Here is a 25,526-nt window from a genome sequence, read left to right as displayed (position 1 = left end):
CAGGCTTATCGAGAAAATCGGCTTTGAATCAAAAACTTGAATTGGTTTCTCCGCTGTCCCCTCCTCTTTCGAGTGCGGATCGGAGACAGTCGAACGAGGATTGCGGTGGACGAGACAGAACAAACAGCTGATCCCGCCAGCACGCGGACCAGCACGCCGGCCACGGACATCATTCCGCATGTGGCCGCAGGCAGCGATGCTCCTTTGAAACAGGTGACGGAGCGAGCGGCGAAATTCACATCCTCCGCGCTTGCGGCAACCTGGAGTTTCTCCAGGAAGGCGGCGGCGGATCTCAATGCGAAGCGGCTGGATTATCTGGCCCGGCAGCAGGCTGAAGCGGCCGAGCGCCAGCGCCATGAGCGGCTGGCCCGGTTCGATGGGGTCAACCGGGTCCTGCGCAGCCATGCCGAAGTGCTGCACCCCAAGGATCTGGCGAGCGTCGATGCCTATGCCGAGGCTGTCGGACGCGACGATGTCGCTCTGGCTGCCTTCGCCGACCATCCGCAGGTCTTGGCCCTGTGCCAACTGGCGGAGACCAAGGCGGAGATTCTTGCCTTCGACAGGGCCTTCAACGATCCCGCCCATCTCGTGGAAGAGCCGGTGGAGCGGCTGTTCACGGCGCTTGGGCCCGATCGCGTCAAGCCGACGCTGCAGGCGATTGCCGCTTCCTATCAGGTTTCCAATGCCGGAAACATCATCGCCGGCTCGGTGATGGCGGCGCGGCGCAATTATGGCGGCCTTCTGCTGAGCGTGAACGACAGCGTTCGCACCGGTCATCACAATGGCGCGGCATCAGGCGCCTTCACCGAACAGATTTATGGGCTGCACTACAGTTCCGCGCTGGAGACGCTGGGCAGGGCGCATGGCCAGATGCTGCGCTATGCCTATCGGCTGCGTCATTTCGACATTGGCGATGCCGCGCGCCTCGACCGGCTGATCTTCTCGCTGGTTTACAACAATGGCCGCGCCTCACCGCGCCTGCCGCAGCCGGTCAACAAGTTCACGCCGCAATTTCCTCTGGAATTCCACAATAATTTCTGTGCCGACATCTTCCCGGTGTCGCAGGCGATCGCCGATCTCACCGGCCTGCGCGAGGCCGGTGGCACCATGGCGCGCACGCTCTGGCAGGCGGCCGATCTCGCCCCCGTGCTCAGCGCCCAGCCGAGCGCGCTGCCGCGCGCCGGCGTGATGGGTGTCGGGCCGGACTGAGTGGTTTCGGCGGCGCCCTTAAGGGGGCGCCGCACATTCTCATACCGCGCTTTAGCGCCAGTAGGTGTCGTCGGCGAGGTTCGAGAGCATGCCGACATAGCGGCCGGCATCGGGCGTCTCGGCGGCGTTGGTATAGTCCTCGCACAGCGTCATGTACCAGGTGTGCTGCTCGCCGGTTGCCGGATTGCGGATAACCTTGGCATAGGCGCCGGCGGCGTTTTCGGCCGGGATCACCTGCATGTTCTTGCCGAAGGCGAGAGGCTGCGACAGCGGCGCGCTGCAGCGGCCGGCGGCATAAAGCGCCTGCGCGAGTTCCGGCGCGGGTTTTTTGGAGCGCGGATGCACCCAGTCCTCCCGCGCCCATTTCTCCCAGCGCGACAGGCCGAATTCGCGCGTCCAGTAGGTCTGTTCCACCTGCATGGCATTGCCCTGGCTCTGGCCATCCGGCGCGCCCTGGGCATAATGATCGGAGACGATCGAGACCAGCTTGCGGCCGGACTTGTAGGTGATCTCATTGACGGACCATGTGGTCAGCGCTCTGTTGTAGCGCTCGGCGCAGCCACCCATCAGGGTCGCGGCTTTGCCGGTCTTCAGCTTGCTCGGGAAGACGCCATAGCCCGTCGTGCCGATGCCGGGCACCTCGGCGGGGCCGATGACCCAGCCGCGGAAGAAGCGCTCGGACGAGGCGCTGTCGGTCAGGCAGCGGTCGCTCTCGAAGGTGGAGAGCGCCACCGGGCTGTAGCTGCCCATGATGAAGCCATAGCCCTGGTCATGCCACTGGATCGAGGCGCCGTTCTGGCTGCCATCCTCGCCATCGCCGCCAGGCGCAGGCTTGCCGCAGGCAGGCTGGCGGATGGTCGAGCTGACGATGCGGGTATTGCCATCCTTGACCACGGGAACATTGATCTTGGCGATCGGCGCGGTCGGGCACTTGCTGCGCGGCGAGCCGAAGTTCTGCAATGTGTAAGACGGCGCCTCGCCGGGCTTGATGTCACGGTGGCGCTTGCAGGCGCCCTCGCCGGGAATGCCGGGGACCGGCTTGCCATCCGCCCCGACGCAGACATCCATGGTCATGAAATCACCGATTGGTCCCAGCCCGGCGGCATGGGAGGGCGCGGCGGACGACAGGAGACCAAAGGCGAGAAGAGCGGGGCTCAGAGTGCGCGAAAGCGGCGTCATAGGATCAATCCCGGAGGGTGTATCGGACGCCCACCTCCTTCCACCTGTTGTTGACCAATTTGAGACGAGCCGCATTGTTTCGGCCACCTCATCCTTCGCTCCTGACGTCCGTGGCAAAAGCACGCTTCTGCTGTTGTCGTCATCCTGTCATGAAAGGTGAAGAAGAAGAATCGCAATGGCACAGGCAGCGCGCGCCCGGCCCCTGGCATCGAGACCGGAATCGGGTGGAGACCCGCCAGCCGTCTTCTCGAGGTGCCGGAGCGGACGGGCAACGGGTCCGCAGCCTTCTTGACGTCGCCCTCGTCACGCGCCATGTCGCGCGCGGCCCTCTCGTCCTTCAACCGCGGGAAACTGGAATGGATTATTTCAAACGCTTCAACTTCCTCTTCGCCACGCCCGCCTTCGACGCGGATGATCTGGAAGGTGCGCGCTATCATCAGATCGTGCAGGAAATCGAGCGCTCCGGCTTCGAGGTCGTGCGCGCCCGCTCGATCGAGGACGCGGAGATCGCCGTGCAGACCGATGCGGCCATCGGCTGCATGATGGTGGACTGGGGCAAGAAGGGCCTTGAAGGCAAGACCGCCGCGCTGATCAACCTGATGCGCCGGCGCGGGCTCGACTTTCCGATCATCCTGCTGATCCGCCGCAAGCGGCTGGAGGATGTGCCGGTCGAGGTGCTCGACTTCATCGACGGCTATGTCTTCCTCGCCGAGGAGACCCCGACCTTCATCGCCCGCAACCTGATCAGCCGGCTCAAGCAATATGCCGAGACGCTGAAGACGCCGTTCTTCGGCGCGCTGGTGGACTATGCGGAAGAGGGCAACCAGCTCTGGACCTGCCCGGGGCACAATGGCGGCGTGTTCTACAGCCGCTCGCCGATCGGCCGGGTGTTCATGGAGCATCTGGGCGAAGCGGTGTTTCGCGACGACCTCGACAATTCCGTGCTCGATCTCGGCGACCTTCTTACCCATGAGGGCCCGGCGCTGGCAGCGCAGAAGGAAGCGGCCAAGATCTTCGGGGCGGAGAAGACCTATTTCGTGCTGAACGGCACCTCCACCTCCAACAAGGTGGCGCTGGCCGCGCTGGTCACCGATGGCGATCTCGTCCTCTTCGACCGCAACAACCACAAGGCCGCCCATCACGGCGCGCTGCTGATCTCCGGCGGTATTCCCGTCTATGTGCCGACGGCGCGCAATTCCTACGGGCTGATCGGGCCAATGGACTGGGCGTCCTTCGACGAGCAGGCGCTGCGCGAGCGCATCCGCACCCATCCGCTGGTCAAGGACCCGGAAGCCTGGAAGAAGCCGAAGCCCTTCCGCGTGGCCGTGGTCGAGCAGTGCACCTATGACGGCACGATCCACAATGCCGAGATGATCCTGAAGAAGATCGGGCATCTGTGCGAATACATCCTGTTCGACGAGGCCTGGGCCGGCTTCATGAAGTTCCATCCGCTCTATGCCGGCCGCTTCGCCATGGGTCTCACCGATCTCGGCCCCGACAGCCCCGGCATCATCGCCACCCAGTCGACGCACAAGCAGCTCGCGAGCTTCTCCCAGGCCTCGCAGATCCACATCAAGGATCGCCACATCAAGGGCCAGAAGCGGCGCGTGGAGCATCGCCGATTCAACGAGAGCTTCATGCAGCATGCCTCGACCTCGCCCTTCTATCCGCTCTTCGCCTCGCTCGATGTCGGCGCGCAGATGATGAAGGGTCGCTCCGGCGAAGTGCTGTGGGACGATACGATCCGGCTCGGCATCGAGCTGCGCAAGAAGCTGCGCGCCGTGCGCCGTGAATTCGAGGAGAAGGAAAGCCGGCCGGAACGGCGCTGGTTCTTCGAGCCCTTCGTGCCCGACCGGGTGCAGATCCCCGATGTCTCGCGCCCCGGCGCGACCCATGATGTCGCCTGGGAAAGCATCTCGACCGACCAGCTCGCCAGCAATCCGGCCTTCTGGCAGCTGACGCCCGGCGCGGCCTGGCACGGCTTTGCCGATATGGAAGCCGGCTTCGCCATGACCGACCCGAACAAGCTGGTGCTGCTGACGCCGGGCTTCGACGGGGCAGCCGGCGGCTATGCCGAGCATGGCATTCCCGCGCCGATCGTCGCGCAATATCTGCGCGAGAACCGGATTGTCGCCGAGAAGAACGACCTGAACGCGCTGCTCTTCCTGCTCACGCCCGGCGTGGAGGCCTCCAAGGCCGGCACGCTGATTTCCGGCCTCGTCGCCTTCAAGCGGCTGCATGACGAGAACGCGCTTCTGGAAGAGGTGATCCCGGAATTCACCCGCCGCCGCATGGGCCGCTATGCCGGCGTGCGGCTGCGCGATCTCTGTGGCGAGATGCATCGCTTCTTCCGCGAGGCCAATGTCAGCGGCCTTCAGGCCAAGCAGTTCTCGGCCGCGCATCTGCCCGAGATCGCGATGTCGCCCCATGACGCCGCGCGCTGCCTGGTGCGCAACGATGTCGACTATCTGCCGATCGACGCGATCTCCGGCCGTATCGCCACCACGCCCTTCGTGGTCTATCCGCCTGGCATTGCCACCATCGTCCCGGGCGAGCGGCTGACCGAACGTGCTCAGCCGATGATCGACTATCTCAAGATGTTCGAGACCTGCTTCAACACCTTCCCCGGCTTCGACGTGGAGATCCAGGGCGTCTATCGCGAGACGGACGCCAGCGGGCGGGTGCGGCTCTACACCTACGTCGCCGCCGAATAAAGCGGCGCGGCGCGGCGGCAGCCTGACAGGGGCGCCGCCGCGCTTAGAGCATCGGACCGAAAAGTGGGAACCGGTTTTCGGAAAAATCCGATGCAAAAACAAAAATCTAGAGCATCGCACTGAGGACTGTTTTCAGTCCGATGCTCTAGCTGCCATGAGGCGGACAGGCTCCGGCCGGGAGCGATCGAACAATAACAAAAGGATGAAGCGTTCAGGGCGGGTGCTTTCCCGCCTGAAGACCGCGAAGATGTGCAGATGGAAAAAGACACCGAGGTTCTGATCCGGCCGTCGCGCGACGGCGATGTCGACGCGATGCTGGCGATCTATCGCCGCCATATCCGCCATGGCGTGGAATTCGGCGTGGACGAAGGCGATACGCCGGAACCGGACGATCTGCGCGACCGGCGCAAGAACCTGAAGAACCGCCGTTTCCCCCATCTGGTGGCCACGCGCGACGGTGAGGTGGTGGGCTATGCCTATGTCGTGCTGTTTCGCAAGCGGCCGGCCTATCGCTACGCCGTCAAGCATTCGATCTATGTGCATCACGAGCATCTGGGCCAGGGCATCGGCCGGCTCCTGATGCGTGGGCTGATCGATGCCTGTGCCGCCGCCGGCTTCCGCCAGATGATCGGCTATATCGATGCCGACAACACGGCCTCGCTGGGTCTGCATGAAAGCTTCGGCTTTGTGCGCGTCGGCCATCTGCCGGCCGTGGCCTTTCGCCATGGCAGATGGTCCGACAGCGTCATGGTTCAGCGCTCGCTGGGACCGGGCGCAACGACGCCGCCCCCGCCGCCGCCCCTGTCCACGCGCTGAGGGAGAAGAGCGCGGAGCGGGAGCCGGGCGGGCTTTGGGGGCGGTTGGAACACCTCGCTTCAGACAGGCAGGCTGGAGGTTCTGCCCGTTCGCAACAAGGCGGATGTCACATCGTCACGGCACGGCGCCTTTCGAACGTGAGACGGCCGTGGTCCCGAGGAACCGGAGCGTCATTGGCGGCAAGGCGCGCGCCCGACAGGCTCCGGTCATGCTGGCGTGAAGCGTTCACGCTCTTGGGTTCAACACGCCGCACTCAGACGCAGACGCGGGTGCGGTACATGTCGCCATAGCCATCCTGGCGCCAGACGACCCGGCAGGCCGGCTGGGCGACGACCACGGTCTGGGGATAGGCCGGAACGTCATAGACCGGGGTGGTATAGACGGGCGCCGCATAGGCCGGATGGGAGGCGCTGGCGACCAGCGCACCGCCGATCAGCGTGCCGGCAATGCCCGCGGCAAGGCCGCGGCCGAAATTGTTGTGCGCTTCAGCCTGGGAGGCGGTGGCAATTGTGGTGCCCGCAATTGTCAAGGCGACCAGACCGGTGGTGAGGATGTTCTTGCGAATGGTCCACATGGTCCTGTTCCTTCTGTCGGTTGAGCTTTGCAGCGCGCATCGCTCTGAATGACAGGATCCAATCTACGCCCCACCAGCCTACCGGAACATGTCCATTGCGTTACATCTTGGTAAGCTCACAGAGAAAATCGGACGGCCAGGCATGGGCGGCCCGTTGCCCTGTTTTCACGCGCCCCGGCCGCCGCCGGCCGCCGCGCCGTTCGACGCCTCTGCCTGATCGGGGCTGCAGAACATCTGCATCAGCATGGCCATGACGGTGGCGACCCTGGCATCGGCGATCGAATAGAAGATCTGGCGCGACGCGCGGCGCGTCTGCACCACGCCGGCCTGGCGCAGCTCCGCCAGCTGCTGCGAGAGCGCCGGCTGACGAAAGCCCAGTTCGTCCTGCATCTCGCCGACGGAGCGTTCCTTCTCGGCAATGAAGCAGAGAAGCAAAAGCCGGCTCGGCGTGCCGAACAGGCGCATGAACGCGGCCGCTTCCGCCGACTTCGCTTGCATGGCTTCGATGGACATTGCCGGTGCGGTCACCGCTTCCCTCCCCTTTACGCCGCGCCCCAGCCCCGAAAGACCGCCCGCAGCCAGACGCCTATACCGCGCCAGGCAGATCCTGGCCGTGGCGGGATAATAGTTGCATTATTATATTAATTGTGTAATCGATGCCGCGTGTCAAGGAGGACAGCATGTCGACCCTATCCCTCGACCCGCCTCTCGCAGAGGCCGGCGGCCTGATTGAGGCCGCGCTGGCCCAGCCGCCGCGGCGGCCGCAGATCCGCTCCTTCTTCGATCCCGCCACCTTCACGGTCAGCCATGTCGTTCGCGATCCGGCATCGCGGGCCTGCGCGATCATCGACAGCGTGCTGGATTACGATCCCGCCTCCGGGCGCACGCGGAGCACCTCGGCCGAGGCGCTGATCGCCTATATCCGCGCCGAGGATCTCGATGTGCACTGGCTTCTGGAAACCCATGCCCATGCCGATCATCTCTCGGCAGCCCCTCTGCTGCAGGCGGAACTGGGCGGAAAGCTGGCGATCGGCCGCGATATCACCCGCGTCCAGGAGGTCTTCGGCAAGATCTTCAATGCCGGCACCGAATTTCAGCGCGACGGCAGCCAGTTCGACCGGCTGTTTCAGGATGGCGACCGTTTCAAGATCGGAACGCTGGAAGCAACGGTCCTGCAGGTGCCCGGCCACACGCCGGCCTGCCTTGCCTATATCGTCGGCGACGCCGTCTTTCCCGGCGACACGCTGTTCATGCCGGACTACGGCACGGCGCGCTGCGACTTTCCCGGCGGCGACGCCCGCAGCCTCTATCGCTCGATCCGCCGCCTGATGCAGCTTCCCGATGCCGCGCGCATGTTCCTGTGCCATGACTACAAGGCGCCGGGCCGCGATGTGTACCGATGGGAAACGACGGTCGGCGCGCAGCGCAGCGGCAATATCCATGTGCATGATGGCATCGGCGAGTCGGACTTCGTCGCCATGCGCGAGGCGCGCGACGCCACTCTGTCCATGCCCAGGCTGATTCTCCCCTCGGTTCAGGTGAACATGCGCGGCGGCAGGCTGCCCCCGGCAAAGGCAGACGGCGTGCAGTATCTCAAAATCCCGCTCAACATCCTGTAGAGGTTGCCATGTCCACCCTGTCTCCTCTCTGGCCGCTATCAGGCGGCCTTCTGATCGGCCTTTCGGCAGCGCTCTACCTCCTCTTGAACGGGCGGATCGCCGGCATTTCCGGCCTGGCCGCCTCGGCCTTCGGCTGGAGCGGCGGTGGCCCGCGCACGGCGGCCATCGCCTTCCTGGCGGGCCTCGTCGGCGGCGCGGCCTTTGCCCAGGCCTTCATCCGCCCGGCCGAGATGGTACTGACCGGCTCGCCGGCGCTCCTCATCCTCTCCGGCCTGCTGGTTGGCTATGGCACGCGGCTCGGCTCCGGCTGCACCAGCGGCCATGGCGTCTGTGGCCTGGCGCGGCTATCGCCGCGCTCGATCGCTGCGACGCTGATTTTCATGGGCACCGCCATGGCAACGGTGCTGATCACCCGCCACGGCCTTGCGCTCGTCTGACCGGAAAGCCCCGATGTCTCCCTCCCGCCTTCTCTCCGCGCTCGCCTGCGGCCTCCTCTTCGGCGCCGGCCTCGTCATCTCCGACATGGCCAATCCGCAGCGCGTTCTCGCCTTTCTCGACATTGCGGGCGCGTGGGACCCCTCGCTCGCCTTCGTCATGGCTGGCGCCCTCGTTCCGTCGTCTCTGGCTTACTGGATCAAACGGCGGCAGGCCCGCCCGCTGCTCGATAAGGAGTTCCACATTCCGACCAGCCGCACCATCGATGGCCGGCTTGTCGGCGGCGCCGTCCTGTTCGGCCTCGGCTGGGGCCTTGTCGGCCTCTGCCCCGGCCCGGCCTTTGCCGTCCTGATCACGGGACGCTGGCAGGCCGCGCTGTTCGTCGGCGCGATGCTCACGGGCATGCTCGTCTTCCGGCTGGTGAGGCAGAGTCGTTAACAAGCAAAGGATTGATTTGAAAGGTAAATGGTGCCCGGAGGCGGATTTGAACCACCGACACGCGGATTTTCAATCCGCTGCTCTACCAACTGAGCTATCCGGGCATCTGCCGAAATTCGGCCGGTTGGACTGTGGTCCGAACCGCGGGGCCTTGGTGTGTGCCCCGGAAGCGAGCGGGGTTATAACACCTCATTTCGCGGTGACAAGCACCTGACGCCGAAAAAATGGATTTCGGCGACATTTTTATGAAGGCCTTTTCTAAGCACATGTTTCATAAGGGTTTTATCGCTGTGGATCAAAGCCTTCGCCGCTACCGTCTTCCGGGTCGGGCTCTTCCGCGGCGGGAATGGCATAGGAGCCGGAGAGCCAGCGATTGAGGTCGATGTTGCGGCAGCGGTCCGAACAGAAGGGATAATGGCCGCGCTCGGACGGGCGGCCGCATTCGGGGCATGGCCGGGTCTTGCGCAGCGGCTCGACCTTGGCGGATGGCAGGGCGGAAGCGGGGGATCGGGGGGTGTCAGACATGCGGAAACGTCCTTGCAAGTCGGCGGCATGGTTGTCTCGGTCTTACAAACCTGCGGATCATGCAGCCGTTGGAGTTCTTGGGCGCAAAGCGCCGGATGGCGTGCGCGTCCCTGCGCGCGTGGAGCATCGGGCTGACAATCGGGCTCAGGCCGATAAAACGGGTTTTTGTCTCCTGTATCGGATGTTGCCAGGAACCGGGTCCGGCGTTCCGTCCGATGCCCTGCCGCGCGGGATGAGGCGGCATGCCTGATATAGGACGTGACCGAGCGATTTTGAACCGTCGGGACGTCGGTTGGCCTTTGAAGACCCAAGCCTTTGATCGGCAACCGATATCAGGCGGCGGCTCGTGGGGGACGGCGACCCGGCCCCGGGTGGCGCAACTGTTTTAGCCCTCGAGCCAGGCATCGTGAATGTTGAAGCCCTCTCCGGCCAGGAGATTGACGGTTTCGGTCAGTGGCAAGCCGACGACATTGGTGTAGGAGCCGGAGAGCTTGACGACGAAGCTGCCGGCAATGCCCTGGATGGCATAGGCGCCGGCCTTGCCGCGCCATTCGCCGGAGGCGAGATAGCTTTCGATGTCATGGGGCGAGAGCCGGCGGAAGCGCAGCTTGGTCTCGACGATCTTCTGGCGCAGGCTGCCATCCGGCGTGGCAAGGCAGATGCCGGTATAGACGCGGTGGCTGCGGCCTGAGAGCAGCGCCAGCGCGTCGGAGGCGTCGGAGACTCGCTCGGGCTTGGGCAGGATGCGCCGGCCGACGGCAACCACCGTGTCGGCGGCCAGCACATAGGCGCCGGCGCAGTCGGCATCGCCCTTGAGCACCTTGAGCGCCGCCCGCGCCTTTTCCCCTGACAGGCGCCAGGCCAGCGAGCGGGGATGCTCGGCACGCCCGGGTGTTTCATCCAGATCCATCGGCATCAGCCGCGCCGGCGTCAGCCCCACCTGGGCCAGAAGCTCCACCCGCCGGGGCGAGCCGGATGCCAGGATGAGCTTTTGCGGCAGGGCGGAGGATTTGGGCATGGAAAAGGCCTCGGGCAGGACAGGAGGAAGAGCAATCACGGCAAGGGGCCGGGCAGCGCGGGCAAGATCGCTGGCAGGGCCCACGCGATCCGGCAGCGTCTTTTGCCCTGATAGGCGCGCAGCCGCAAGCCCATCCTCGGCGACAGCCCGCGCCCGGCGCCTGCCCCATGGTGCCGATATGACCAGGGAAAAGGCAGTTGCGCCGCGCCTAATTGTAGATTGACTTACTCATGTTTTCTGATTACCCAGATTTTCGGCGTGAAGCTGCAACGCGCGATGCAGCGGATCGGGAGGAGCACGTCCTGAGATTGTTTTATGCGAAAGGATAACCTGTGCTTCGTTTTTCATTGCGTCTGCTGGCCTTCGCCGGCCTTTTTGCCGGCTTTGGCGCCACGGCCGGCGCGACCGACTATCCCGTCACCGTGACGGACCTCGCTGGCCGCTCGGTGGAGATCAAGGCCGAGCCGCAGCGCATCGTGGTTCAGGATGGGCGCGATCTCTTCGCGCTGACGCTTCTGGACCGGGAAGACCCGCTCAAGCGCGTGGTCGCCTGGAACAACATCGTCTCCCGCTCCGATCCGCAGACCTGGAATCTCTTCAAGTCGACCTGGCCCGAAAGTGCTGCCAAGGCGCTCGACATGAAGTTCGGTGATGAGGGCCAGATCAACATCGAGCAGGCCGTCGCGGCCAAGCCCGATCTGATCATCTATCAGGTGCGGGTGCGCAAGGCGCTCGACGATGCCGATCTTCTCAAGCGTTTCGACAGCCTCGGCGTGCCTGTGATCATGATCGACACGGAGATGGAGCCGACCGTCAACGCGCCCAAGACCGTTTCGCTGCTCGGCAAGGTGCTGAACCGCGAGAAGGAAGCCAGGGAATATACCGACTTCTACGCCACCCGCCTGGCGGAGATCCGAAAGGCGATCGAAGGCGCGCCGAAGCCCAAGGTCTTCGTGGAGGCAAAGGCCGGCCAGAAGGGCGCCGATTTCTGCTGCTTCACCCATGGCGATGTCTATTGGGGCAAGCTGATCTCGGAAGCCGGCGGCATCAATCTCGGCAGTTCCCTGGTCAAGGGCCGCACGGGCGATGTGACGATCGAGAGCGTGATCTCGGCCGCGCCCGACGTCTATGTCATGACCGGCTCGCCCTTTTCCAGCGATGGATCGGTCTCGCCGCCCTTCGGCTTTGGCGCGGACAAGCAGAAGGTTTCGGCGGCGCTGGGCGCGCTGGAGCGCCGCAAGGGCTTCGATCTCATCAAGGCGGTGCGCGACCACAAGGTCTATGGCGTCTATCACCAGCTCTATGCCAGCGCGATGAACCTCTATGCCGTCGAGCTGCTGGCCAAGGCCTTCTATCCTGACCATCTCAAGGCGCTGGATCCGGATGCCGACCTGCACAAGATCGTCTCCGAGTTCACGGGCCTGCCCAAGGGCGTCCCGGTGGTCTTCGGCGCGAAGGCACCCGAGGCCTCGAACTGATGCACCAGACCGTCGCGCCGCTGGCCGGTTCTTCGGCCACGACCCGATATGTCGAGACGATCGCCACCCGTGTGGCGATCGTTCTCGCGCTGGCGCTGCTGGCCGTGGTCGCCTTCGTCATCGATATTCTCGTCGGTTCCGGCACGCTCTCGCTGCCCGACGTGATCAACGCGCTTATCTCGCCCGACAGCGCCGAGCCGAGCGCGCGCTTCATCGTCTGGGAATTGCGCATGCCCATGACGCTGATGGCCATGCTCACCGGTATCAGCCTGGCTTTGGCCGGACTGCTGATGCAGACCATCCTCGACAATCCCCTGGCCGAGCCCTTCACGCTCGGCGTCTCCTCGGCCGCGGGCTTCGGCGCCTCCCTGTCCCTCGGCCTCGGCTTTTCGCTCACCGGCCTGTTTCCCGCCCTGCCACCAGAGCTGTCGACGGCGACCAATGCCTTTGCCTTCGCCCTGTTTGCCGCGCTGCTCGTGCTGGCGCTGTCGCGCGGGGGCGCCAGCGTGCAGTCGATCACCCTGCTCGGCATCGCGCTGCACTTCGTCTTCAGCTCGCTTCTGTCGCTCATCCAGTATCTGGCGAGCGTCGACCAGCTGGAAAGCATCGTCTTCTGGCTGATGGGCTCGCTGCAGCGCGCGACCTGGCTCAAGGTGTCGATCACGGGCGCGGCCTGTATGATCTTCATCCCGCTGGTTTTGCTGAACGCCTGGTCGCTGACGGCGCTGCGCAGCTTCGGTGCGCAGGCGGCCGTGCTGGGGGTGAACGTCAAGCGGCTGCGTATGGTCATGCTGGTCGTCTCGGCGATGCTGGCGGGGCTGGTAACGGCGGTCGTCGGCATTATCGGATTCATCGGCCTGGTCGCGCCGCATGTGGCGCGCCTCTTGGTCGGCGAGGATCATCGCTTCAGCATCGCGGCAACGGCGGCCGTGGGCGCCGTCTTCGCCGTGGTCGCCTCGATCGCCACCAAGGTGGTGGTTCCAGGCGCAGTGCTGCCGCTCGGCATGGTCACCTCGCTCACGGGCCTGCCCTTCTTCATCATTCTCGTCCTGCGAAACATCAAGGGAGAAGGCCTGTGACCCGGCTGTCGCTCTCCGACTTCCACGTCTCGATCGGCCGCCGGCATGTGGTCGACACGATCGGGTTCGATCTCAAGGGCGGCAGCATCATGGCCGTCCTCGGCCCGAACGGCGCCGGCAAGTCCACCTTCATGAAGGGCCTGTGCGGGCTGCGCAGGGCGCGTGGCACTGTCCGTCTCGACGATGTCGATCTCCAGGCGCTCTCCGCTGCCGAGCGCGCCAGCCTCATCGGCTATGTCGCGCAGGACACCACCCATCTTTCCGTGCGCCTCACCGTTTTCGAGCTGTTGATGCTGGCGCAGAATGGCGACCGCCGCGCCTGGAAGGCCGCACCCGAAAGCACGCGGCGCGCGGAAGAGATGCTCGCGCTGCTGGGCCTTGAGCGCTTCGCCGGCACCATGCCCTCGGTTCTCTCGGGCGGCGAGCGGCAGATGATCGCGCTCGCGCTGGCGCTGGTGCGCCGGCCGAAGCTTTTGCTGCTCGACGAGCCGACCTCGGCGCTGGACCTCGCCAACCAGCTTCACATGCTCGAAGTGGTCCAGGACTACACGAGGCGAAACGCGATCATCACCATCGCCGTGCTGCATGACCTCAATCTCGCGACCCGTTATGCGGATGCCTGTCTGCTGCTGGCCAGGGGCCGGCAGGTCGCCACCGGGGTGACCAAGGAGATCCTCTCCGCAGCGCAGATCGCCGATCTCTACCGGGTGGAATGCCGCAGCGTCGACGTCGACCAGGGCCGCTTCTCCGCCATCTATCCGATCTCGGTGCTCTCGGACGGCGTCGGACATCGATGATGGCGTTGCGGAGCACGGAAGGCAGTTAGAGCACCGGGCTGAAAATCATGCGCAAGTGCACAACACACGTTTGCGCGCTGTGGCACCCCCTCATCCGACCCTTCGGGCCACCTTCTCCCCGCTGGGGAGAAGAAATCCGGGCGATAGCACGTCGCGTCCATCCAACATCCTGAAAAAGAACACCTAACCGCATTCTATGGTGGGTGGAGGCAGGGCGAGGCGGCGCCGCACGTCTCTTCTCCCCCGCGGGGAGAAGGTGGCCCGAAGGGTCGGATGAGGGGGCCAGCCAAGGTCACAGATCATTGCATCGTATCCTGTGAATCGTGCGCAGTTCCATGATCTATCATCTTGATTTTGCATCGCATTTTGCGAAAGAAAAGAGAACCCGCAGCTTACCAGACGCGTTTTCGCAAGCACGCGCGAAAGCATGCCGCACGAAAGCGCGCAGCGGATTGTAAAAAATATTAAAGATCAGATAGTTGAAGCGTGATCGCGAACCTTAAAGGTCGCGACATGCTCTAAGCTCATGGCGCAGGGGCCATGTCATCGCTCGGCAGGCTGGAGGAGGTCATCGCCGGACGCGACCCGGCGGGCCGTGCCGCAGCGGCCGGGCCGTTAAGGGCCGGGCCGCAGGCAGGGCTTTAAGGCAGGGGGCGCTTACTTGAAGCGGTAGGTGATACGGCCCTTGGTCAGGTCGTAAGGGGTCATTTCCACCAGGACCTTGTCGCCGGCCAGAACGCGGATGCGGTTCTTGCGCATGCGGCCGGCCGTGTGTGCGATGATCTCATGCTCGTTCTCGAGCTTCACCCGGAATGTCGCGTTCGGCAGGAGTTCGGTGACGACACCGGGGAATTCGAGGACTTCTTCTTTCGCCATTGACGGGTAATCTTTCCAATCGGTAACGGGGCGCCTTTCGGGCTCCCTCTCAAAAATTTGCCGGAAACTACACAATCACAGGCCATTTGTGAACAGCGACACGGCGGTTTTGCCATTTTTGTGCAAAGCCGGGCGTCAGGGCCTGAAAGGATGCGCAGAAGAGGCGGACAAGAGTTGGTCTCGCCGGATCTTGAACTGATATGCTCCTTTGCCGGCCGGTAATCAAGCGCTGGCGGCAGGCGGCGGCTTTTGAACAGCCGCCCCCCCGGCCTCCCCTCAGTTCCCCGTCGGCTTGCGTCCGCCGGCCAGGCGCTGGCGGATCAGGAGGGCCAGATGATCGCGCACCGCACGATAGGCGTCCAGGATCTGCTCGCGCGTGCCCGTGGCCACCGTCGGATCCGGTGTCGGCCAGTAGATCACGTCGACCGACATGGAGCGGGTCAGCTCCAGCGCGGCATGGTGGGCCTCGGGCGCCAGGGTGACGATCAGGTCGAAATAGTCATCCTCGAGATCGTCGAGCGTGTGCGGCTGGTGGCGGCCAAGCGTCAGGCCCATTTCCTCCATGACCACATCGACGAAGGGGTCGCGCTCGCCCTTGCGAACGCCGGCGGAGGCGACATAGACGCTGCCGGGCAGGATGGTATGGGCCAGCGCCTCGGCCATGGGCGAGCGGATCGAGTTCATCCCGCACATGAACAGGACCGAGGCAGGGTTTGCGCGCGCGGCGGGACGGCCGTCCTCCGGCAGGGCAGCGGCAGACGCCGCCGCCGGCGCCTTGGCATCGGCCGAGGCGGAACCGGACCCGTCCATGGCGGCTAGCCCTTCCAGTAGAGCACGCAGACCAGCGTGAAGAGCCGGCGCGCCGTATCGAAATCCACCGCGATCTTGCCCTGGAGACGGTCCATCAGCGTCTGCGATCCTTCATTGTGAATCCCGCGCCGGCCCATGTCGATCGCCTCAATCTGGCTCGGCGTGGCGCTGCGGATGGCCTGGTAATAGCTCTCGCAGATCAGGAAATAGTCCTTGACGATGCGGCGGAAAGGCGTGAGCGAGAGGATATGCGTCGCCACCTCTGCGCCGTCTTCGGTGGTGATCGAGAAGATTAGTTTCGCCTCGACGAGGGACAGCTTCAGCCGGTAGGGTCCGCCGGGATGGCCGGCCGGAGCGAAGCTGTTTTCCTCCAGGAGATCGAAGATCGCCACCGCGCGCTCGTGCTCGACATCGGGCGTCGAACGGCCGATCGTCTCATCGAGCGTCACGTCGCACAGGCGATGGGGGCTGGCAGCAACCGTCATCCGGCATCTCCGAGGTTGAGGCGGATGGCGACGGAGCGGGCATGCGCCTCCAGCCCTTCGGCACGCGCCAGCGCGATGGCCGCCGGGCCGAGATCGCGCAGCGTTTCCGGCGTCAGGCGCAGGAGCGATGTGCGCTTCATGAAATCGAGCGTGCCGAGACCGGAGGAGAAGCGGGCAGAGCGCGCCGTCGGCAGAACGTGGTTGGAGCCGCCCACATAATCGCCGATCACCTCCGGCGTGTGGCGGCCGAGGAAGATGGCGCCGGCATTGCGGATCTCAGGCACCATCGCATCGGGATCGGCGATCGCCAGTTCCAGATGCTCGGCGGCGATGCGGTTGGCAAGCGCCGGCGCCTCGGCGAGGCTTTCCAGAAGAATGATGGCGCCGAAATCGCGCCAGCTGGCCGAAGCCGTCTCGCTGCGCGGCAGGGTCTTGAGCTGGCGCGCCACGGCCTGTTCCACGGCATCGGCGAGCGCGGCATCGTCGGTCATCAGGATCGACTGCGCGCCGGTGTCGTGCTCCGCCTGGGCCAGAAGGTCCGCCGCCAGCCAGTCGGGATCGTTCTCGCCATCGGCAATGATGAGCACCTCGGAGGGGCCGGCAATCATGTCAATGCCGACGGTGCCGAACACCTGGCGCTTGGCCGCCGCGACATAGGCATTGCCGGGGCCGACGATCTTGGCCACGGGGGCGATGGTCTCGGTGCCATAGGCGAGCGCGGCCACGGCCTGGGCGCCGCCGATGCGGTAGATCTCGCTGACCCCTGCCAGGCGCGCGGCCGCGAGCACGGCCGGGTTCAGCTTGCCGTCGCTGGCCGGAACCACCATGACCAGACGCTCGACGCCGGCCACGCGCGCGGGGATGGCGTTCATCAGCACCGAGCTCGGATAGCTTGCCGTGCCGCCGGGAACATAGAGGCCGACGGCCTCGATCGCGGTCCAGCGCGAGCCGAGGCCGACGCGCATGGCGTCCTCGTAGATATCGTCCTTGGGTCGCTGCCGGGCGTGATGCGATTCGATGCGCACCGCCGCCACCTTCAGCGCCCCGAGCACCTCCGGCGCCACGCTGTCGATCGCCGCATCCACCTCCTCGGCGCTGACCAGCATCGGCACGCTGGAAAAATCCAGCCGGTCGAAGCGGCGTGTATAATCGGCCAAAGCCGCATCGCCGCGCCGGCGAACATCGTCGATGATGGCGCGCACGGTCTGGTCGACATCCTCGGAAACCTCGCGCTTCGTGGTCAGGAAGGCGGAAAAGCGGGCGTCGAAATCGGGGGCGCGGCTATCGAAACGGGTGGCCAAGGGAATCGGTCCTTCATGTCATGCGAAAGCGTCTGTCGGGCAGGAAGAGGCGGCCATGCTGATGCGCGCGACCGCCTGCCTTATATGAGCTTTACAGCCTGCACGCCCCTGAAGTCGATGGTGATTTCACGCAGTGCCTTACGACGGAAAAATCAGCGCCTGGCCGTGCCGCCCTGCATCAGGCCTGTTCGGGATGGCCTTCCAGCAGATGGCGCGGCCGGGAGGCCGTCTCCCAGACGCCGCCGGTTTCGGCGAGCTGCGCTTCGATGCATTCGACATCGAGCGCAATGGTCGCGCCGCCAGCGAGCAGCAGCTCGATCGTGCCGTCAGGCCCCTCCCCCGCCTTCTCGAAACGGATGGCGAGCAGCACGTGCACAGCCTCCTTGTCCGCGCGGTCGAGATGGATCGAGCGCACGGCGCGCACCCGCTTGAAGCCGATGGCGGCGCGGCGGCGCTCGAAGGTCTTGGCGCTGCGCAGCGCCTTCTCCCAGACGAAGCGGTTGACCACCAGCGTGAACAAGCCTTGCGCCGGGCGGTAGGCGATGCCCTCAAGCTTGAAGACGGCGTCCTGCACATGCGCCGAGACGACCGAAAGATCCTCATCGTCCAGAGCCATCAGCTTCAATGCATCCATGTCTCACCCACCGTCCCTTGCCTGCCCGCGAGCTTTTGCTTGGCCGCGATCCTTTGCCAGCCCGCGATCCTTGCGGCGCGCGGCTTCTGGCAGGGAGATAGGGTGAGACCCGGGCCGGCGCAACCTGGGCCGTCATTCCAATGCGTCCGGCGTCCCGGTCCGGAACGCGAAAATCCAGAACGCGAAAAGGCCGGCGGGGAGCCCGCCGGCCTTCACAAAGGTCTAAAAGACGGCAGACGCCTATTCCGAAACGCGTTCGACCTCCGCGCCGCAGCGCGTCAGCTTTTCTTCCAGCCGCTCGAAACCGCGATCGAGGTGATAGACGCGCGAGACCATGGTGTCGCCTTCCGCCACCAGGCCGGCGATGACAAGCGAGACGGAGGCGCGCAGGTCGGTCGCCATCACGGGCGCGCCCTTCAGCCTCGGCACGCCCTCGATCTTGGCTGTCTGGCCCGACAGCGAGATCTTGGCGCCGAGCCGAGCCAACTCCTGAACATGCATAAAGCGGTTCTCGAAGATCGTCTCGGTGATGTGCGAGACTCCGCTGGAGCGCGTCATCAGGCCCATGAACTGCGCCTGCAGGTCGGTCGGGAAGCCCGGATAAGGGTCGGTCACCACATCGACCGGCTTGATGCCGCCGCCATTCCTGTAGACCCTGAGGCCGTTATTGGTCGGCGTGATCTCGGCGCCGGCGCGTCGAATGGCCTCCAGCGCGGTGTCGAGCAGGGCCACATCGGTGTTTTCCAGCACGACATCGCCGCCCGCCATGGCCACGGCCATGGCATAGGTGCCGGTCTCGATTCGGTCGGGCAGAACGCGGTGGCGCGCGCCTGACAGCGAGGTGACGCCTTCGATGGTGATGGTGGAACTGCCGGCGCCGGTGATCTTCGCGCCCATGGCGTTGAGACAATTGGCGAGGTCGACCACTTCGGGCTCGCGCGCGGCATTGCCGATCACGGTCGTGCCCTTGGCGAGAGTGGCGGCCATCATCAGCACATGGGTGGCGCCGACGGAAACCTTGGGGAAGACATAGCGCGCGCCGACGAGGCCGCCGGCTGGCGCGGTGGCGTTGATATAGCCGCCATCGATCTCGATCTCAGCGCCGAGCGCCGACAGCCCCTCGATGAACAGATCGACCGGCCGCGTGCCGATGGCGCAGCCGCCGGGCAGCGACACGCGTGCCTTGCCTTCGCGCGCCAGCAGCGGACCCAGCACCCAGAAGCTCGCCCGCATCTTCGAGACAAGCTCATAGGGCGCGGTGGTGTCGACGATGTTGCGCGAGGTGAAGTGGATGGTGCGGGCATAGCTGTCACCCTGCTGGCGCTCGCGCCGGCCATTGACCGAGATGTCGGCGCCATGATTGCCGAGAATGCGGATCAGCTGCTCGACGTCGGCCAGATGCGGCACGTTTTCCAGCGTCAGCGTGTCGTCGGTCAGGAGCGAGGCGATCATCAGCGGCAGCGCCGCATTCTTCGCGCCCGAGATCGGGATCGTGCCGTGAAGCTCGTTGCCACCCCTGATTCTGATACGGTCCATAAGTCCCCCGGACTGGCTGCGGCGCCGGGCGGGCCATCTTGCAGGCCCGCGCGCAAGAGCGCCTCGTCATTGAAGTGTAAGGCGCGTTGGAAAACGCCTGTCTACGCAAGGCTTGGTCAAATGAGAAGCTTTTTGAAGGCAGCCAGGGCGCCGATTGAAATTTTTCGCCGCACGCGGCGGTTTCCCGCCTCACAGTCTGTTCAAGAATTGCTGTTGGTCTGACGAAAAGGGGTGATTTCGAGAACCGGAGCGCCGCGTCCTTAAGGTCCGTGAGCACCGGAAGCGCAGAAATTGCCATTTGCTGGCGGCCAACGGCGATTGTTGGACAGACTGTCAGCCCTCGCCGAAAATATGCACCTCACCGGCAATATCCAGCCTTACGCGGTCGCCGGCCGAAGGCAGGGCGACACTGGAGGTCTTGATCACGATCGGCGGCAGGGCCACCCCGTCGAGCGCGACGGCGAGCGTGGAGGTCGCGCCGCTGAATTCTACCTCCACCACCCGGCCGGCGGGCGATGGCGCGGCATCGTCGCGCACCACGCGGATCTGCTCCGGCCGGATCATGATCTCGACCTTGCCCTGGCGTGCCGGCGCGGCGATCGCCACCCGGCCAAGCGCGCAATCGGCGACGTTTCCCCTGGCGATCGCTGGCAGAAGCACGGCATCGCCGAGAAACAGCGCGGCTTCGCGGTCGCGCGGATGCAGATAGAGCTGGCGCGGCGTGCCGGCCTGCACCAGTTTTCCCGCGCGCAGCACGGCCACCTGATCGGCGAAGGACAAGGCCTCCGCCTGATCATGGGTGACGAGGATGGTGGCGATGCCCGCTGCCTCCAGCACCCGGCTGACAGCCTTGCGCATATTCTCTCGCAGGCCGGTGTCGAGCGCGGAAAAGGGCTCGTCGAGGAGCATCAGCCGCGGACGCCGGCCAAGCGCGCGCGCCAGCGCCACGCGCTGCTGCTGGCCGCCGGAGAGCTGATGCGGCCGTCGCGTCAGCATGCCGCGGTCGAGCTCGACCATGTCGATCAGCTCCAGAATGCGGGCCTCGCGCTCGGGCGTGCCGCGCTCGAAGCCGAAGGCGATGTTATCGGCAATGCTCAGATGCGGGAACAGCGCGCCGTCCTGGGCGACGATGCCGATGCCGCGCTTGTGCGCGGGCACGGCCATGCCGCCTTGGGCCAGCACCTCGCCCTTCAGCACGATGCGCCCGGCATCGGGCGTCTCGAAGCCGGCGATCAGCCGCAGAAGCGTTGTCTTGCCGGAGCCGGAAGGGCCGACAACCGCCGTGCGGCTGCCGGGCGCGATCGAAAGCGAGACGTCCGACAGCGCGACGGCGGAGCCGTAGCGCTTGCTGAGATTGTCGAGGGTAAGCAAGGTCATTGGCCGGCCGTCCGTTTCGACTGGGCATGGAGCGCGAGGGTCAGCGGCAGGGAGAGCACCACCATCATGACTGCATAGGGCGCGGCGCCGAGATAGTCGATCTCGCTGGTCAGCGACCAGAAGCGCGTGGCAAGCGTTTCGACGCCGTTGGGGGCGAGCATCAGGGTGGCGGTCAGCTCGTTGGTGATGCCGAGCGCGACCAGCGCGACACTGGCCGCCGCCCCCGGCGCGGCCAGGCGGAAGGTGACTTGGCGCACGGCCTGGCCCGGCGTGCGGCCCAGCGCCATGGCGGCGCGCTCCAGCTCCACCGGCGCCTGGGCCAGGCTTGCGCGCAGGCCCACCATGGCGCGCGGCAGGAACAGGAGCACATAGGCGACGAGCAGCGTGGCGAAAGTCTGGTAGAGCGGCAGGATCAGCCGCACGGTGATGCTGACGAGCGCCAGCGCCACGACCACGCCCGGCAGCGAGCCGACATAATAATGGCAGGCCTCCAATATCCGCTGCAGCCGCCCGGGCGCGCGAACGGAGAGCCAGGCCATGGGCGCGGCGGCGAGCGTGGCGAGAATGCCGCCGCCAAGCGACAGGAGGATGGTCTGGACAAAGGCATTGCCGAGCGGCCCGGCCTGCCAGATCGACAGGCCCCCGAGCCAGAGCCAGCGTCCCAGCGTATAGAAGGGCACGCCGAGCGAGAGCGCCGCCGTGCCGGCGACGAGCAGGAGCGCCGGCAGGGTCCAGCCCCTGAGACGGCGGCGCTGGGCAGGCCGCGCGGCGCCGGCGCCCACGCGCGCATAGCGCTCGCTGCCGCGCCACAGGCCTTCGATGCCCATCAGCAGCAGGCAGCACAGGATCAGCACGCCGCCCAGCATATTGGCCGCCGGGCTGTTATAGGCCGACTGGAACTGGTCGACGATGGCCGTGGCGAAGGTGTCGAAGCGGATCATCACGAAGAGACCGTATTCCGACAGGAGATGCAGCGCGATCAGCAGCGCGCCGCCGGCGATGGCGAGCTTGAGCTGCGGCAGCACCGCGCGGAAGAACACCCGCCAGGGATCGAGCCCCAGCGAGGCGGCGGCATCCTCGATTGCCGGATCGAGGCGGCGCAGCGTGGCCGCCACGGGGAGATAGAGAAAGGGGAAATAGGCGAGCGTCGAAACGAAGGTGGCGCTCCACAGCCCGCGCATGCCCGGAACCAGGCTGATCCAGGCATAGCTGTGAACGAAGGCGGGAACGGCCAGCGGCGCCACCGAAAGCAGCGACCAGAGGCGGGCGAAGGGCAGGTCCGTGCGCTCCGTCAGCCAGGCAAGCGAGACGGCCAGCAGGATGCAAGCGGGAATGCTGGTGGCTTCCAGCAGCGCTGTATTGACCAGAAGCCCGCCGACACGATCACGGAACACGAGCGCGCGCACAGTCTCCCAGCCGACATCATAAGTGACCCAGGCGACGAAACCGAGCGGCAGCAGGCTGAGGAGCGCCACGAGGCCGGCCAGCGCATGCACGGAGGGATGCGGCAGCACCCAGCCTCGCCGGGCGGGCGCTCCGGCCTGGTCCGGCAGGAGACCGGGAGATGCGATCGATCCGGGTTCGTGGGACAAGACGGCAGACCTGGTCCTTGCGCGGTTCAAGAGAGGCGCGGTTCACGGGGGCGCAGCTGATGGCGCGCGGTTGATGGGCAGGCAAGGCCTGTCATCCCTGGCAGCCATTGCCGATAGCCGCCTTCCCTAAGATCTCCAGGGCCAAAGCCTTGACGGGCCGGCGCCCGACAGGGCCGGCAGGCGGCGCCCGTTGCTCTAATGTTTTCTTGAGCTTTCAGCAATGGTTTTAACATGGCTGCTTTCAGGGAGGCGCAATGGCCCTCGGGGCGTAGCCGGACGGCCATCATCCAGCCTGCCGCATGCCGGACGCATCGCAGTCCGGCATGCGCAAGGAGCGGCCAATCAGATGAGGCCGGCGGCCGTCATCAGTTCGGTGACCTTCTTGCTGTTGAGCTTGGCCGGGTCGATCTCGGGCGCCTGGAGATCGGCGAGCGGCACCAGCTTGTCGTTGGACGCAGCATCCTTGCCAACGGCATATTCATAGGAAGTGCCGTTCTTGAGGATGTCCTGGCCAGCCTTGCCGGTGACGAACTTCAGGAACTGCTGGGCTTCCTTCATATGCTGGGTCGACTTGATGACGCCGCCGCCCGAGAGGCTGACGAAGGCGCCCGGATCCTTGTGCTTGAAATAGTGCAGGCCGACATTCTTGCTGTTCTCGCCGCCGGTCTTGGCCTGATCGCCGAACCAGTAATAATGATAGATCACCGCCCCTTCGATCTCGCCGGCATTGACGGCCTTCATGGCCACGCTGTTGCCCTTGTAGGGGGTCGCATTTTCCTTCAGGCCCTTCAGCCATTTGGCGGTCTCGGTCTCGCCCTTCAGCTCCAGAAGCGCGCTGACGATCGCCTGGAAATCGGCGCCGGCCGGTGCCGCGCCCCAGCGCCCCTTCCAGGCCGGATCGGCCAGATCGAGCAGGGACTTCGGCAGCTTGTCTTCCGAAAGCTTGGTCTTGTTATAGGCAAAGACCGTGGAGCGCGCGGCAATGCCAACCCAATGGCCATCGGAAGGCTGATAGGCCTGCGGCACCTGGGCAAGCGTGTCCTTCTCCACCGGCGCGAACAGGCCGACGCCATCCACCAGCGTCATGGCGGGCGAATTCTCGGTCAGGAACACATCGGCCGGAGAGGCCTCGCCTTCCTGGATCAGCTGGTTGGCGAGCTGCATGTCGCTGCCCTGACGCATCGTCACCTTGATGCCGGTTTCCTTGGTGAAGGCCTCGATCCACTCCTTGCCCAGGCTCTCATGCTGGGCATTGTAGACGACGATGGTTTTGTCCTCAGCATGGGCCTGCAGGGCAAGGGCCGAGGCGCCCAGAAGCGCGCTGAGCGTTGCGGCGAGCGTGAAGGGGTTCAAGGACGCTTTCATGGAGATTCTCCGTCAGGGGTCTTCGTCCTGCCGATGCAGGGTCAAGCCGCTATAATTTTGTTGAGTTTGATTTTCAAGTTTATAGTTCGCAGCTTTGGCGGCCCTTGCACTTTCGGCGTTTGCGATGGATGAACGGATGCCCACGGTCTTCTTCCGGGGGCGGAGACGTTTCATGAGGTGCTGCCCATGGGAACCATAATCCGCAAGGCGCTCGTGACCGGACTCCTGTCGCTGGCGGCGTCGCTGGCGATTTCCTTTACCCTGGTGCCGATGCTCGGCGGCAGGGTCGAAGGCGCGGGTCTGATCATGACGATCCTCTGTCCGCTGGTGATCTCGATCCCGGCCTCGGCCGTGCATTATCATCATCTGGAGAAACTGCGCGCCGCCCAGGCCGCCACCGCCAGGGCGCTTGAGGAACTGGCCGCGGCCAATGCGACCCTGCGCATCCTGGCGCGCACCGACGGGCTGACGGGCCTGCTCAACCGCCGCACCTTTCACGAGGAGCTGGCCGTCTACAGCCGATCCGGCCGCACGGGCGGCCTGCTCCAGCTCGACCTCGATCATTTCAAGTCGGTCAACGACACCCACGGCCATGCCGCAGGCGATCTGGTTCTGGAACGCGTCGGCAGGATGCTGAGAGCGCAATGCGGCCCGGAGGACCTAGCCGGGCGCGTGGGCGGCGAGGAGTTCGCTCTGTTCAAGATGGGACTGAACGAGGATGCCGTGTTCGACTGGTGCGAGGACTTGCGCCTCTCCCTCTCGGCACTGGAGATCCGCGCGCCATCAGGGGCGCTGTTGAGAATGTCCGCAAGCCTCGGCGCAGTCCATTGCCCGCCCGGTTTCAATCCCGGCGCCAGCCTGATCACCGCCGACAAGAATCTCTATCTCGCAAAGAGCCGGGGCCGCGACAAGGTCGTGGCCTGAAGGACATCGGACCGCAAGCCTGTGACAGAAGATCGGGGCAGCGTGATTCGCCAATGCGGACATCGCATGCCACGGCACCGGCCCTTGCGGCCGGCAAAGCCGCGACACAGATTGAAATCATGCGCCACGCAATTCGAACTGGCGCGATCTCTATTTGATATCAGGAGATTGAATGGTGCTGCTAGAGAGATTTGAACTCTCGGCCTCTCCCTTACCAAGGGAGTGCTCTACCCCTGAGCTATAGCAGCCTGTGCGACGGTGGAAGCGGTGTTGGGCGCTTCGTCGTGCGAGCGAGGGCCTATTGCCACAGCTGTTTGCGGAGTGCAAGCATGCCGGCGAAGAAATCTTCATCGGGCCGACGCTTTCCCCCAAACCGGCGCCGACATGTGGATAGAGCAAGCGCGGCGACCATGCGCGGTGGCGGCAAGGAATGATGGACGATGACGACGGACAAGGACGCGACAGATAAGGACAGGCCGCAGACCGCTGCGCGCATCAGCGAGGCCGATCGTCAGGCGGCGGCGCGGCGTGAGCGACAGGCACAGACGCTGCGCGAGAACCTGCTTCGCCGCAAACAGCAGAGCCGCGCCCGGCGGCTCGGCGCGGCCGACGAAACGGACGGGCTGCCGGCGGCGGCTGGCGCAGACAGTGAGCGCGCACCGGATTAAGGCGCGTTGACATTCATTTGAGCCGAAGGTGTGCCGCGCGCAGGAAGATCCAGGCCATGAAGCTGACGTCCGTCTTG

The 25,526-nt window shown here is 65.2% G+C and carries 25 protein-coding genes and 2 tRNA genes; 11 read left to right on the top strand and 16 right to left on the bottom strand.

Annotation, left to right across the window (positions count from 1 at the left end; genetic code table 11):
* Positions 1 to 105 precede the first annotated feature (105 nt).
* Positions 106 to 1,209: a hypothetical protein gene (locus BJF92_RS12455; protein WP_075635072.1), complete on the top strand. Its 1,104-nt coding sequence runs from the start codon at positions 106 to 108 to the stop codon at positions 1,207 to 1,209.
* Between the two features lie 51 nt (positions 1,210 to 1,260).
* Here the strand turns inward: BJF92_RS12455 and BJF92_RS12450 are convergent, their stop codons facing one another.
* Positions 1,261 to 2,388, bottom strand: coding sequence for a hypothetical protein (locus tag BJF92_RS12450; protein WP_075635071.1), 1,128 nt, complete (start codon positions 2,386 to 2,388; stop codon positions 1,261 to 1,263).
* A gap of 356 nt (positions 2,389 to 2,744) precedes the next feature.
* On the opposite strand from BJF92_RS12450, the gene BJF92_RS12445 reads away from it, so the two are divergent.
* On the top strand, positions 2,745 to 5,102 hold the full coding sequence (locus BJF92_RS12445; RefSeq protein ID WP_075635070.1) for an Orn/Lys/Arg family decarboxylase: 2,358 nt from the start codon (positions 2,745 to 2,747) through the stop codon (positions 5,100 to 5,102).
* 255 nt (positions 5,103 to 5,357) lie between these two features.
* Positions 5,358 to 5,918: a GNAT family N-acetyltransferase gene (locus tag BJF92_RS12440; protein ID WP_075635069.1), complete on the top strand. Its 561-nt coding sequence runs from the start codon at positions 5,358 to 5,360 to the stop codon at positions 5,916 to 5,918.
* A 253-nt stretch (positions 5,919 to 6,171) separates the two neighbouring features.
* Here the strand turns inward: BJF92_RS12440 and BJF92_RS12435 are convergent, their stop codons facing one another.
* Both BJF92_RS12435 and BJF92_RS12430 read right to left on the bottom strand, forming a co-directional pair.
* Positions 6,172 to 6,492: a hypothetical protein gene (locus BJF92_RS12435; RefSeq protein ID WP_075635068.1), complete on the bottom strand. Its 321-nt coding sequence runs from the start codon at positions 6,490 to 6,492 to the stop codon at positions 6,172 to 6,174.
* Positions 6,493 to 6,657: 165 nt separating this feature from the next.
* Positions 6,658 to 7,020: an ArsR/SmtB family transcription factor gene (locus BJF92_RS12430; protein ID WP_245294745.1), complete on the bottom strand. Its 363-nt coding sequence runs from the start codon at positions 7,018 to 7,020 to the stop codon at positions 6,658 to 6,660.
* 152 nt (positions 7,021 to 7,172) lie between these two features.
* Between BJF92_RS12430 and BJF92_RS12425 the strand changes: the two genes are divergently transcribed.
* The 3 genes from BJF92_RS12425 to BJF92_RS12415 are packed head-to-tail and all read left to right on the top strand — an operon-like array spanning position 7,173 to position 8,984.
* Positions 7,173 to 8,111: an MBL fold metallo-hydrolase gene (locus BJF92_RS12425; protein ID WP_075635066.1), complete on the top strand. Its 939-nt coding sequence runs from the start codon at positions 7,173 to 7,175 to the stop codon at positions 8,109 to 8,111.
* Positions 8,112 to 8,119: 8 nt separating this feature from the next.
* Entirely contained in the window at positions 8,120 to 8,548 is a 429-nt protein-coding gene (locus BJF92_RS12420; protein WP_075635065.1) for a YeeE/YedE family protein, read from the top strand.
* Positions 8,549 to 8,561: 13 nt separating this feature from the next.
* The gene (locus BJF92_RS12415) at positions 8,562 to 8,984 is read left to right on the top strand and encodes a DUF6691 family protein (RefSeq protein WP_075635064.1); all 423 of its coding nucleotides are present in this window, start codon (positions 8,562 to 8,564) and stop codon (positions 8,982 to 8,984) included.
* A 28-nt stretch (positions 8,985 to 9,012) separates the two neighbouring features.
* On the opposite strand, the gene BJF92_RS12410 is transcribed toward BJF92_RS12415, so the two are convergent.
* From BJF92_RS12410 to BJF92_RS12400, 3 genes are all read right to left on the bottom strand, one after another.
* A tRNA-Phe gene (locus tag BJF92_RS12410) sits at positions 9,013 to 9,088 on the bottom strand.
* Between the two features lie 178 nt (positions 9,089 to 9,266).
* Positions 9,267 to 9,509 carry a DNA gyrase inhibitor YacG gene (yacG, locus tag BJF92_RS12405; protein WP_075635063.1) on the bottom strand — a complete coding sequence of 81 codons (243 nt, stop codon included), beginning with the start codon at positions 9,507 to 9,509 and terminating at the stop codon, positions 9,267 to 9,269.
* A gap of 385 nt (positions 9,510 to 9,894) precedes the next feature.
* A complete protein-coding gene (locus tag BJF92_RS12400; protein ID WP_075635225.1) occupies positions 9,895 to 10,527 on the bottom strand; it encodes a Maf-like protein in 633 nt (210 codons plus the stop codon).
* A 332-nt stretch (positions 10,528 to 10,859) separates the two neighbouring features.
* Here BJF92_RS12400 and BJF92_RS12395 point away from each other — a divergent pair, with 332 nt between their 5' ends.
* The 3 genes from BJF92_RS12395 to BJF92_RS12385 are packed head-to-tail and all read left to right on the top strand — an operon-like array spanning position 10,860 to position 13,881.
* A complete protein-coding gene (locus BJF92_RS12395) occupies positions 10,860 to 12,005 on the top strand; it encodes an ABC transporter substrate-binding protein (RefSeq protein ID WP_078057997.1) in 1,146 nt (381 codons plus the stop codon).
* On the top strand, positions 12,005 to 13,084 hold the full coding sequence (locus BJF92_RS12390) for a FecCD family ABC transporter permease (RefSeq protein WP_075635061.1): 1,080 nt from the start codon (positions 12,005 to 12,007) through the stop codon (positions 13,082 to 13,084). The genes BJF92_RS12395 and BJF92_RS12390 overlap by 1 nt, the downstream gene beginning before the upstream one ends.
* Positions 13,081 to 13,881, top strand: a complete 801-nt coding sequence (locus tag BJF92_RS12385; protein WP_075635060.1) for an ABC transporter ATP-binding protein — start codon at positions 13,081 to 13,083, stop codon at positions 13,879 to 13,881. The genes BJF92_RS12390 and BJF92_RS12385 overlap by 4 nt, the downstream gene beginning before the upstream one ends.
* Positions 13,882 to 14,538: 657 nt before the next feature.
* Here BJF92_RS12385 and infA read toward each other — a convergent pair.
* From infA to BJF92_RS12340, 9 genes are all read right to left on the bottom strand, one after another.
* Positions 14,539 to 14,757: a translation initiation factor IF-1 gene (infA, locus tag BJF92_RS12380; RefSeq protein WP_004435948.1), complete on the bottom strand. Its 219-nt coding sequence runs from the start codon at positions 14,755 to 14,757 to the stop codon at positions 14,539 to 14,541.
* A 276-nt stretch (positions 14,758 to 15,033) separates the two neighbouring features.
* Entirely contained in the window at positions 15,034 to 15,450 is a 417-nt protein-coding gene (locus BJF92_RS12375; protein WP_176218673.1) for an arsenate-mycothiol transferase ArsC, read from the bottom strand.
* A gap of 122 nt (positions 15,451 to 15,572) precedes the next feature.
* Positions 15,573 to 16,052, bottom strand: coding sequence for a UPF0262 family protein (locus tag BJF92_RS12370; protein WP_075635058.1), 480 nt, complete (start codon positions 16,050 to 16,052; stop codon positions 15,573 to 15,575).
* Positions 16,049 to 17,353, bottom strand: coding sequence for a histidinol dehydrogenase (gene hisD / locus BJF92_RS12365; RefSeq protein WP_075635057.1), 1,305 nt, complete (start codon positions 17,351 to 17,353; stop codon positions 16,049 to 16,051). Before hisD ends, BJF92_RS12370 begins: the two co-directional genes overlap by 4 nt.
* A 178-nt stretch (positions 17,354 to 17,531) precedes the next feature.
* Positions 17,532 to 17,987 carry a DUF2948 family protein gene (locus tag BJF92_RS12360; RefSeq protein WP_075635056.1) on the bottom strand — a complete coding sequence of 152 codons (456 nt, stop codon included), beginning with the start codon at positions 17,985 to 17,987 and terminating at the stop codon, positions 17,532 to 17,534.
* A gap of 240 nt (positions 17,988 to 18,227) precedes the next feature.
* Entirely contained in the window at positions 18,228 to 19,523 is a 1,296-nt protein-coding gene (gene murA, locus BJF92_RS12355; RefSeq protein ID WP_075635055.1) for a UDP-N-acetylglucosamine 1-carboxyvinyltransferase, read from the bottom strand.
* Positions 19,524 to 19,856: 333 nt separating this feature from the next.
* Complete coding sequence (locus BJF92_RS12350) at positions 19,857 to 20,900, bottom strand: ABC transporter ATP-binding protein (protein ID WP_075635054.1); 1,044 nt, start codon at positions 20,898 to 20,900, stop codon at positions 19,857 to 19,859.
* The gene (locus BJF92_RS12345; protein ID WP_075635224.1) at positions 20,897 to 22,453 is read right to left on the bottom strand and encodes an ABC transporter permease; all 1,557 of its coding nucleotides are present in this window, start codon (positions 22,451 to 22,453) and stop codon (positions 20,897 to 20,899) included. The genes BJF92_RS12350 and BJF92_RS12345 overlap by 4 nt, the downstream gene beginning before the upstream one ends.
* Positions 22,454 to 22,834: 381 nt before the next feature.
* Positions 22,835 to 23,857, bottom strand: coding sequence for an iron ABC transporter substrate-binding protein (locus BJF92_RS12340; protein WP_075635053.1), 1,023 nt, complete (start codon positions 23,855 to 23,857; stop codon positions 22,835 to 22,837).
* A 186-nt stretch (positions 23,858 to 24,043) separates the two neighbouring features.
* Here BJF92_RS12340 and BJF92_RS12335 point away from each other — a divergent pair, with 186 nt between their 5' ends.
* Positions 24,044 to 24,781: a GGDEF domain-containing protein gene (locus tag BJF92_RS12335; protein ID WP_075635052.1), complete on the top strand. Its 738-nt coding sequence runs from the start codon at positions 24,044 to 24,046 to the stop codon at positions 24,779 to 24,781.
* A gap of 173 nt (positions 24,782 to 24,954) precedes the next feature.
* Here the strand turns inward: BJF92_RS12335 and BJF92_RS12330 are convergent.
* Positions 24,955 to 25,029 (bottom strand) — tRNA-Thr (locus BJF92_RS12330).
* 192 nt (positions 25,030 to 25,221) lie between these two features.
* Here BJF92_RS12330 and BJF92_RS12325 point away from each other — a divergent pair.
* Positions 25,222 to 25,449, top strand: coding sequence for a hypothetical protein (locus tag BJF92_RS12325; RefSeq protein ID WP_075635051.1), 228 nt, complete (start codon positions 25,222 to 25,224; stop codon positions 25,447 to 25,449).
* The last annotated feature ends 77 nt before the right edge of the window (positions 25,450 to 25,526 follow it).

Origin of the sequence: Xaviernesmea rhizosphaerae, assembly GCF_001938945.1 — a bacterium.
In the GTDB taxonomy this organism is placed as follows: Bacteria; Pseudomonadota; Alphaproteobacteria; order Rhizobiales; family Rhizobiaceae; genus Xaviernesmea; species Xaviernesmea rhizosphaerae.
The sequence above is the reverse complement of the archived record's forward strand: the minus strand, read 5'-3'. Positions and strand labels throughout refer to the sequence as shown.

Bases quoted from the DNA above. Each gene is read 5' to 3' on its own strand.
- BJF92_RS12350 (WP_075635054.1), bottom strand. From the start codon at position 20,900: ATGACCTTGCTTACCCTCGACAATCTCAGCAAGCGCTACGGCTCCGCC.
- BJF92_RS12435 (WP_075635068.1), bottom strand. From the start codon at position 6,492: ATGTGGACCATTCGCAAGAACATCCTCACCACCGGTCTGGTCGCCTTG.
- BJF92_RS12390 (WP_075635061.1), top strand. From the start codon at position 12,005: ATGCACCAGACCGTCGCGCCGCTGGCCGGTTCTTCGGCCACGACCCGA.
- infA (WP_004435948.1), bottom strand. From the start codon at position 14,757: ATGGCGAAAGAAGAAGTCCTCGAATTCCCCGGTGTCGTCACCGAACTC.
- BJF92_RS12440 (WP_075635069.1), top strand. From the start codon at position 5,358: ATGGAAAAAGACACCGAGGTTCTGATCCGGCCGTCGCGCGACGGCGAT.
- yacG (WP_075635063.1), bottom strand. From the start codon at position 9,509: ATGTCTGACACCCCCCGATCCCCCGCTTCCGCCCTGCCATCCGCCAAG.
- BJF92_RS12325 (WP_075635051.1), top strand. From the start codon at position 25,222: ATGACGACGGACAAGGACGCGACAGATAAGGACAGGCCGCAGACCGCT.
- BJF92_RS12425 (WP_075635066.1), top strand. From the start codon at position 7,173: ATGTCGACCCTATCCCTCGACCCGCCTCTCGCAGAGGCCGGCGGCCTG.
- BJF92_RS12450 (WP_075635071.1), bottom strand. From the start codon at position 2,388: ATGACGCCGCTTTCGCGCACTCTGAGCCCCGCTCTTCTCGCCTTTGGT.
- BJF92_RS12420 (WP_075635065.1), top strand. From the start codon at position 8,120: ATGTCCACCCTGTCTCCTCTCTGGCCGCTATCAGGCGGCCTTCTGATC.
- BJF92_RS12340 (WP_075635053.1), bottom strand. From the start codon at position 23,857: ATGAAAGCGTCCTTGAACCCCTTCACGCTCGCCGCAACGCTCAGCGCG.
- BJF92_RS12370 (WP_075635058.1), bottom strand. From the start codon at position 16,052: ATGACGGTTGCTGCCAGCCCCCATCGCCTGTGCGACGTGACGCTCGAT.
- murA (WP_075635055.1), bottom strand. From the start codon at position 19,523: ATGGACCGTATCAGAATCAGGGGTGGCAACGAGCTTCACGGCACGATC.
- BJF92_RS12445 (WP_075635070.1), top strand. From the start codon at position 2,745: ATGGATTATTTCAAACGCTTCAACTTCCTCTTCGCCACGCCCGCCTTC.
- BJF92_RS12360 (WP_075635056.1), bottom strand. From the start codon at position 17,987: ATGGATGCATTGAAGCTGATGGCTCTGGACGATGAGGATCTTTCGGTC.
- BJF92_RS12335 (WP_075635052.1), top strand. From the start codon at position 24,044: ATGGGAACCATAATCCGCAAGGCGCTCGTGACCGGACTCCTGTCGCTG.
- BJF92_RS12415 (WP_075635064.1), top strand. From the start codon at position 8,562: ATGTCTCCCTCCCGCCTTCTCTCCGCGCTCGCCTGCGGCCTCCTCTTC.
- BJF92_RS12375 (WP_176218673.1), bottom strand. From the start codon at position 15,450: ATGTGCGGGATGAACTCGATCCGCTCGCCCATGGCCGAGGCGCTGGCC.
- BJF92_RS12400 (WP_075635225.1), bottom strand. From the start codon at position 10,527: ATGCCCAAATCCTCCGCCCTGCCGCAAAAGCTCATCCTGGCATCCGGC.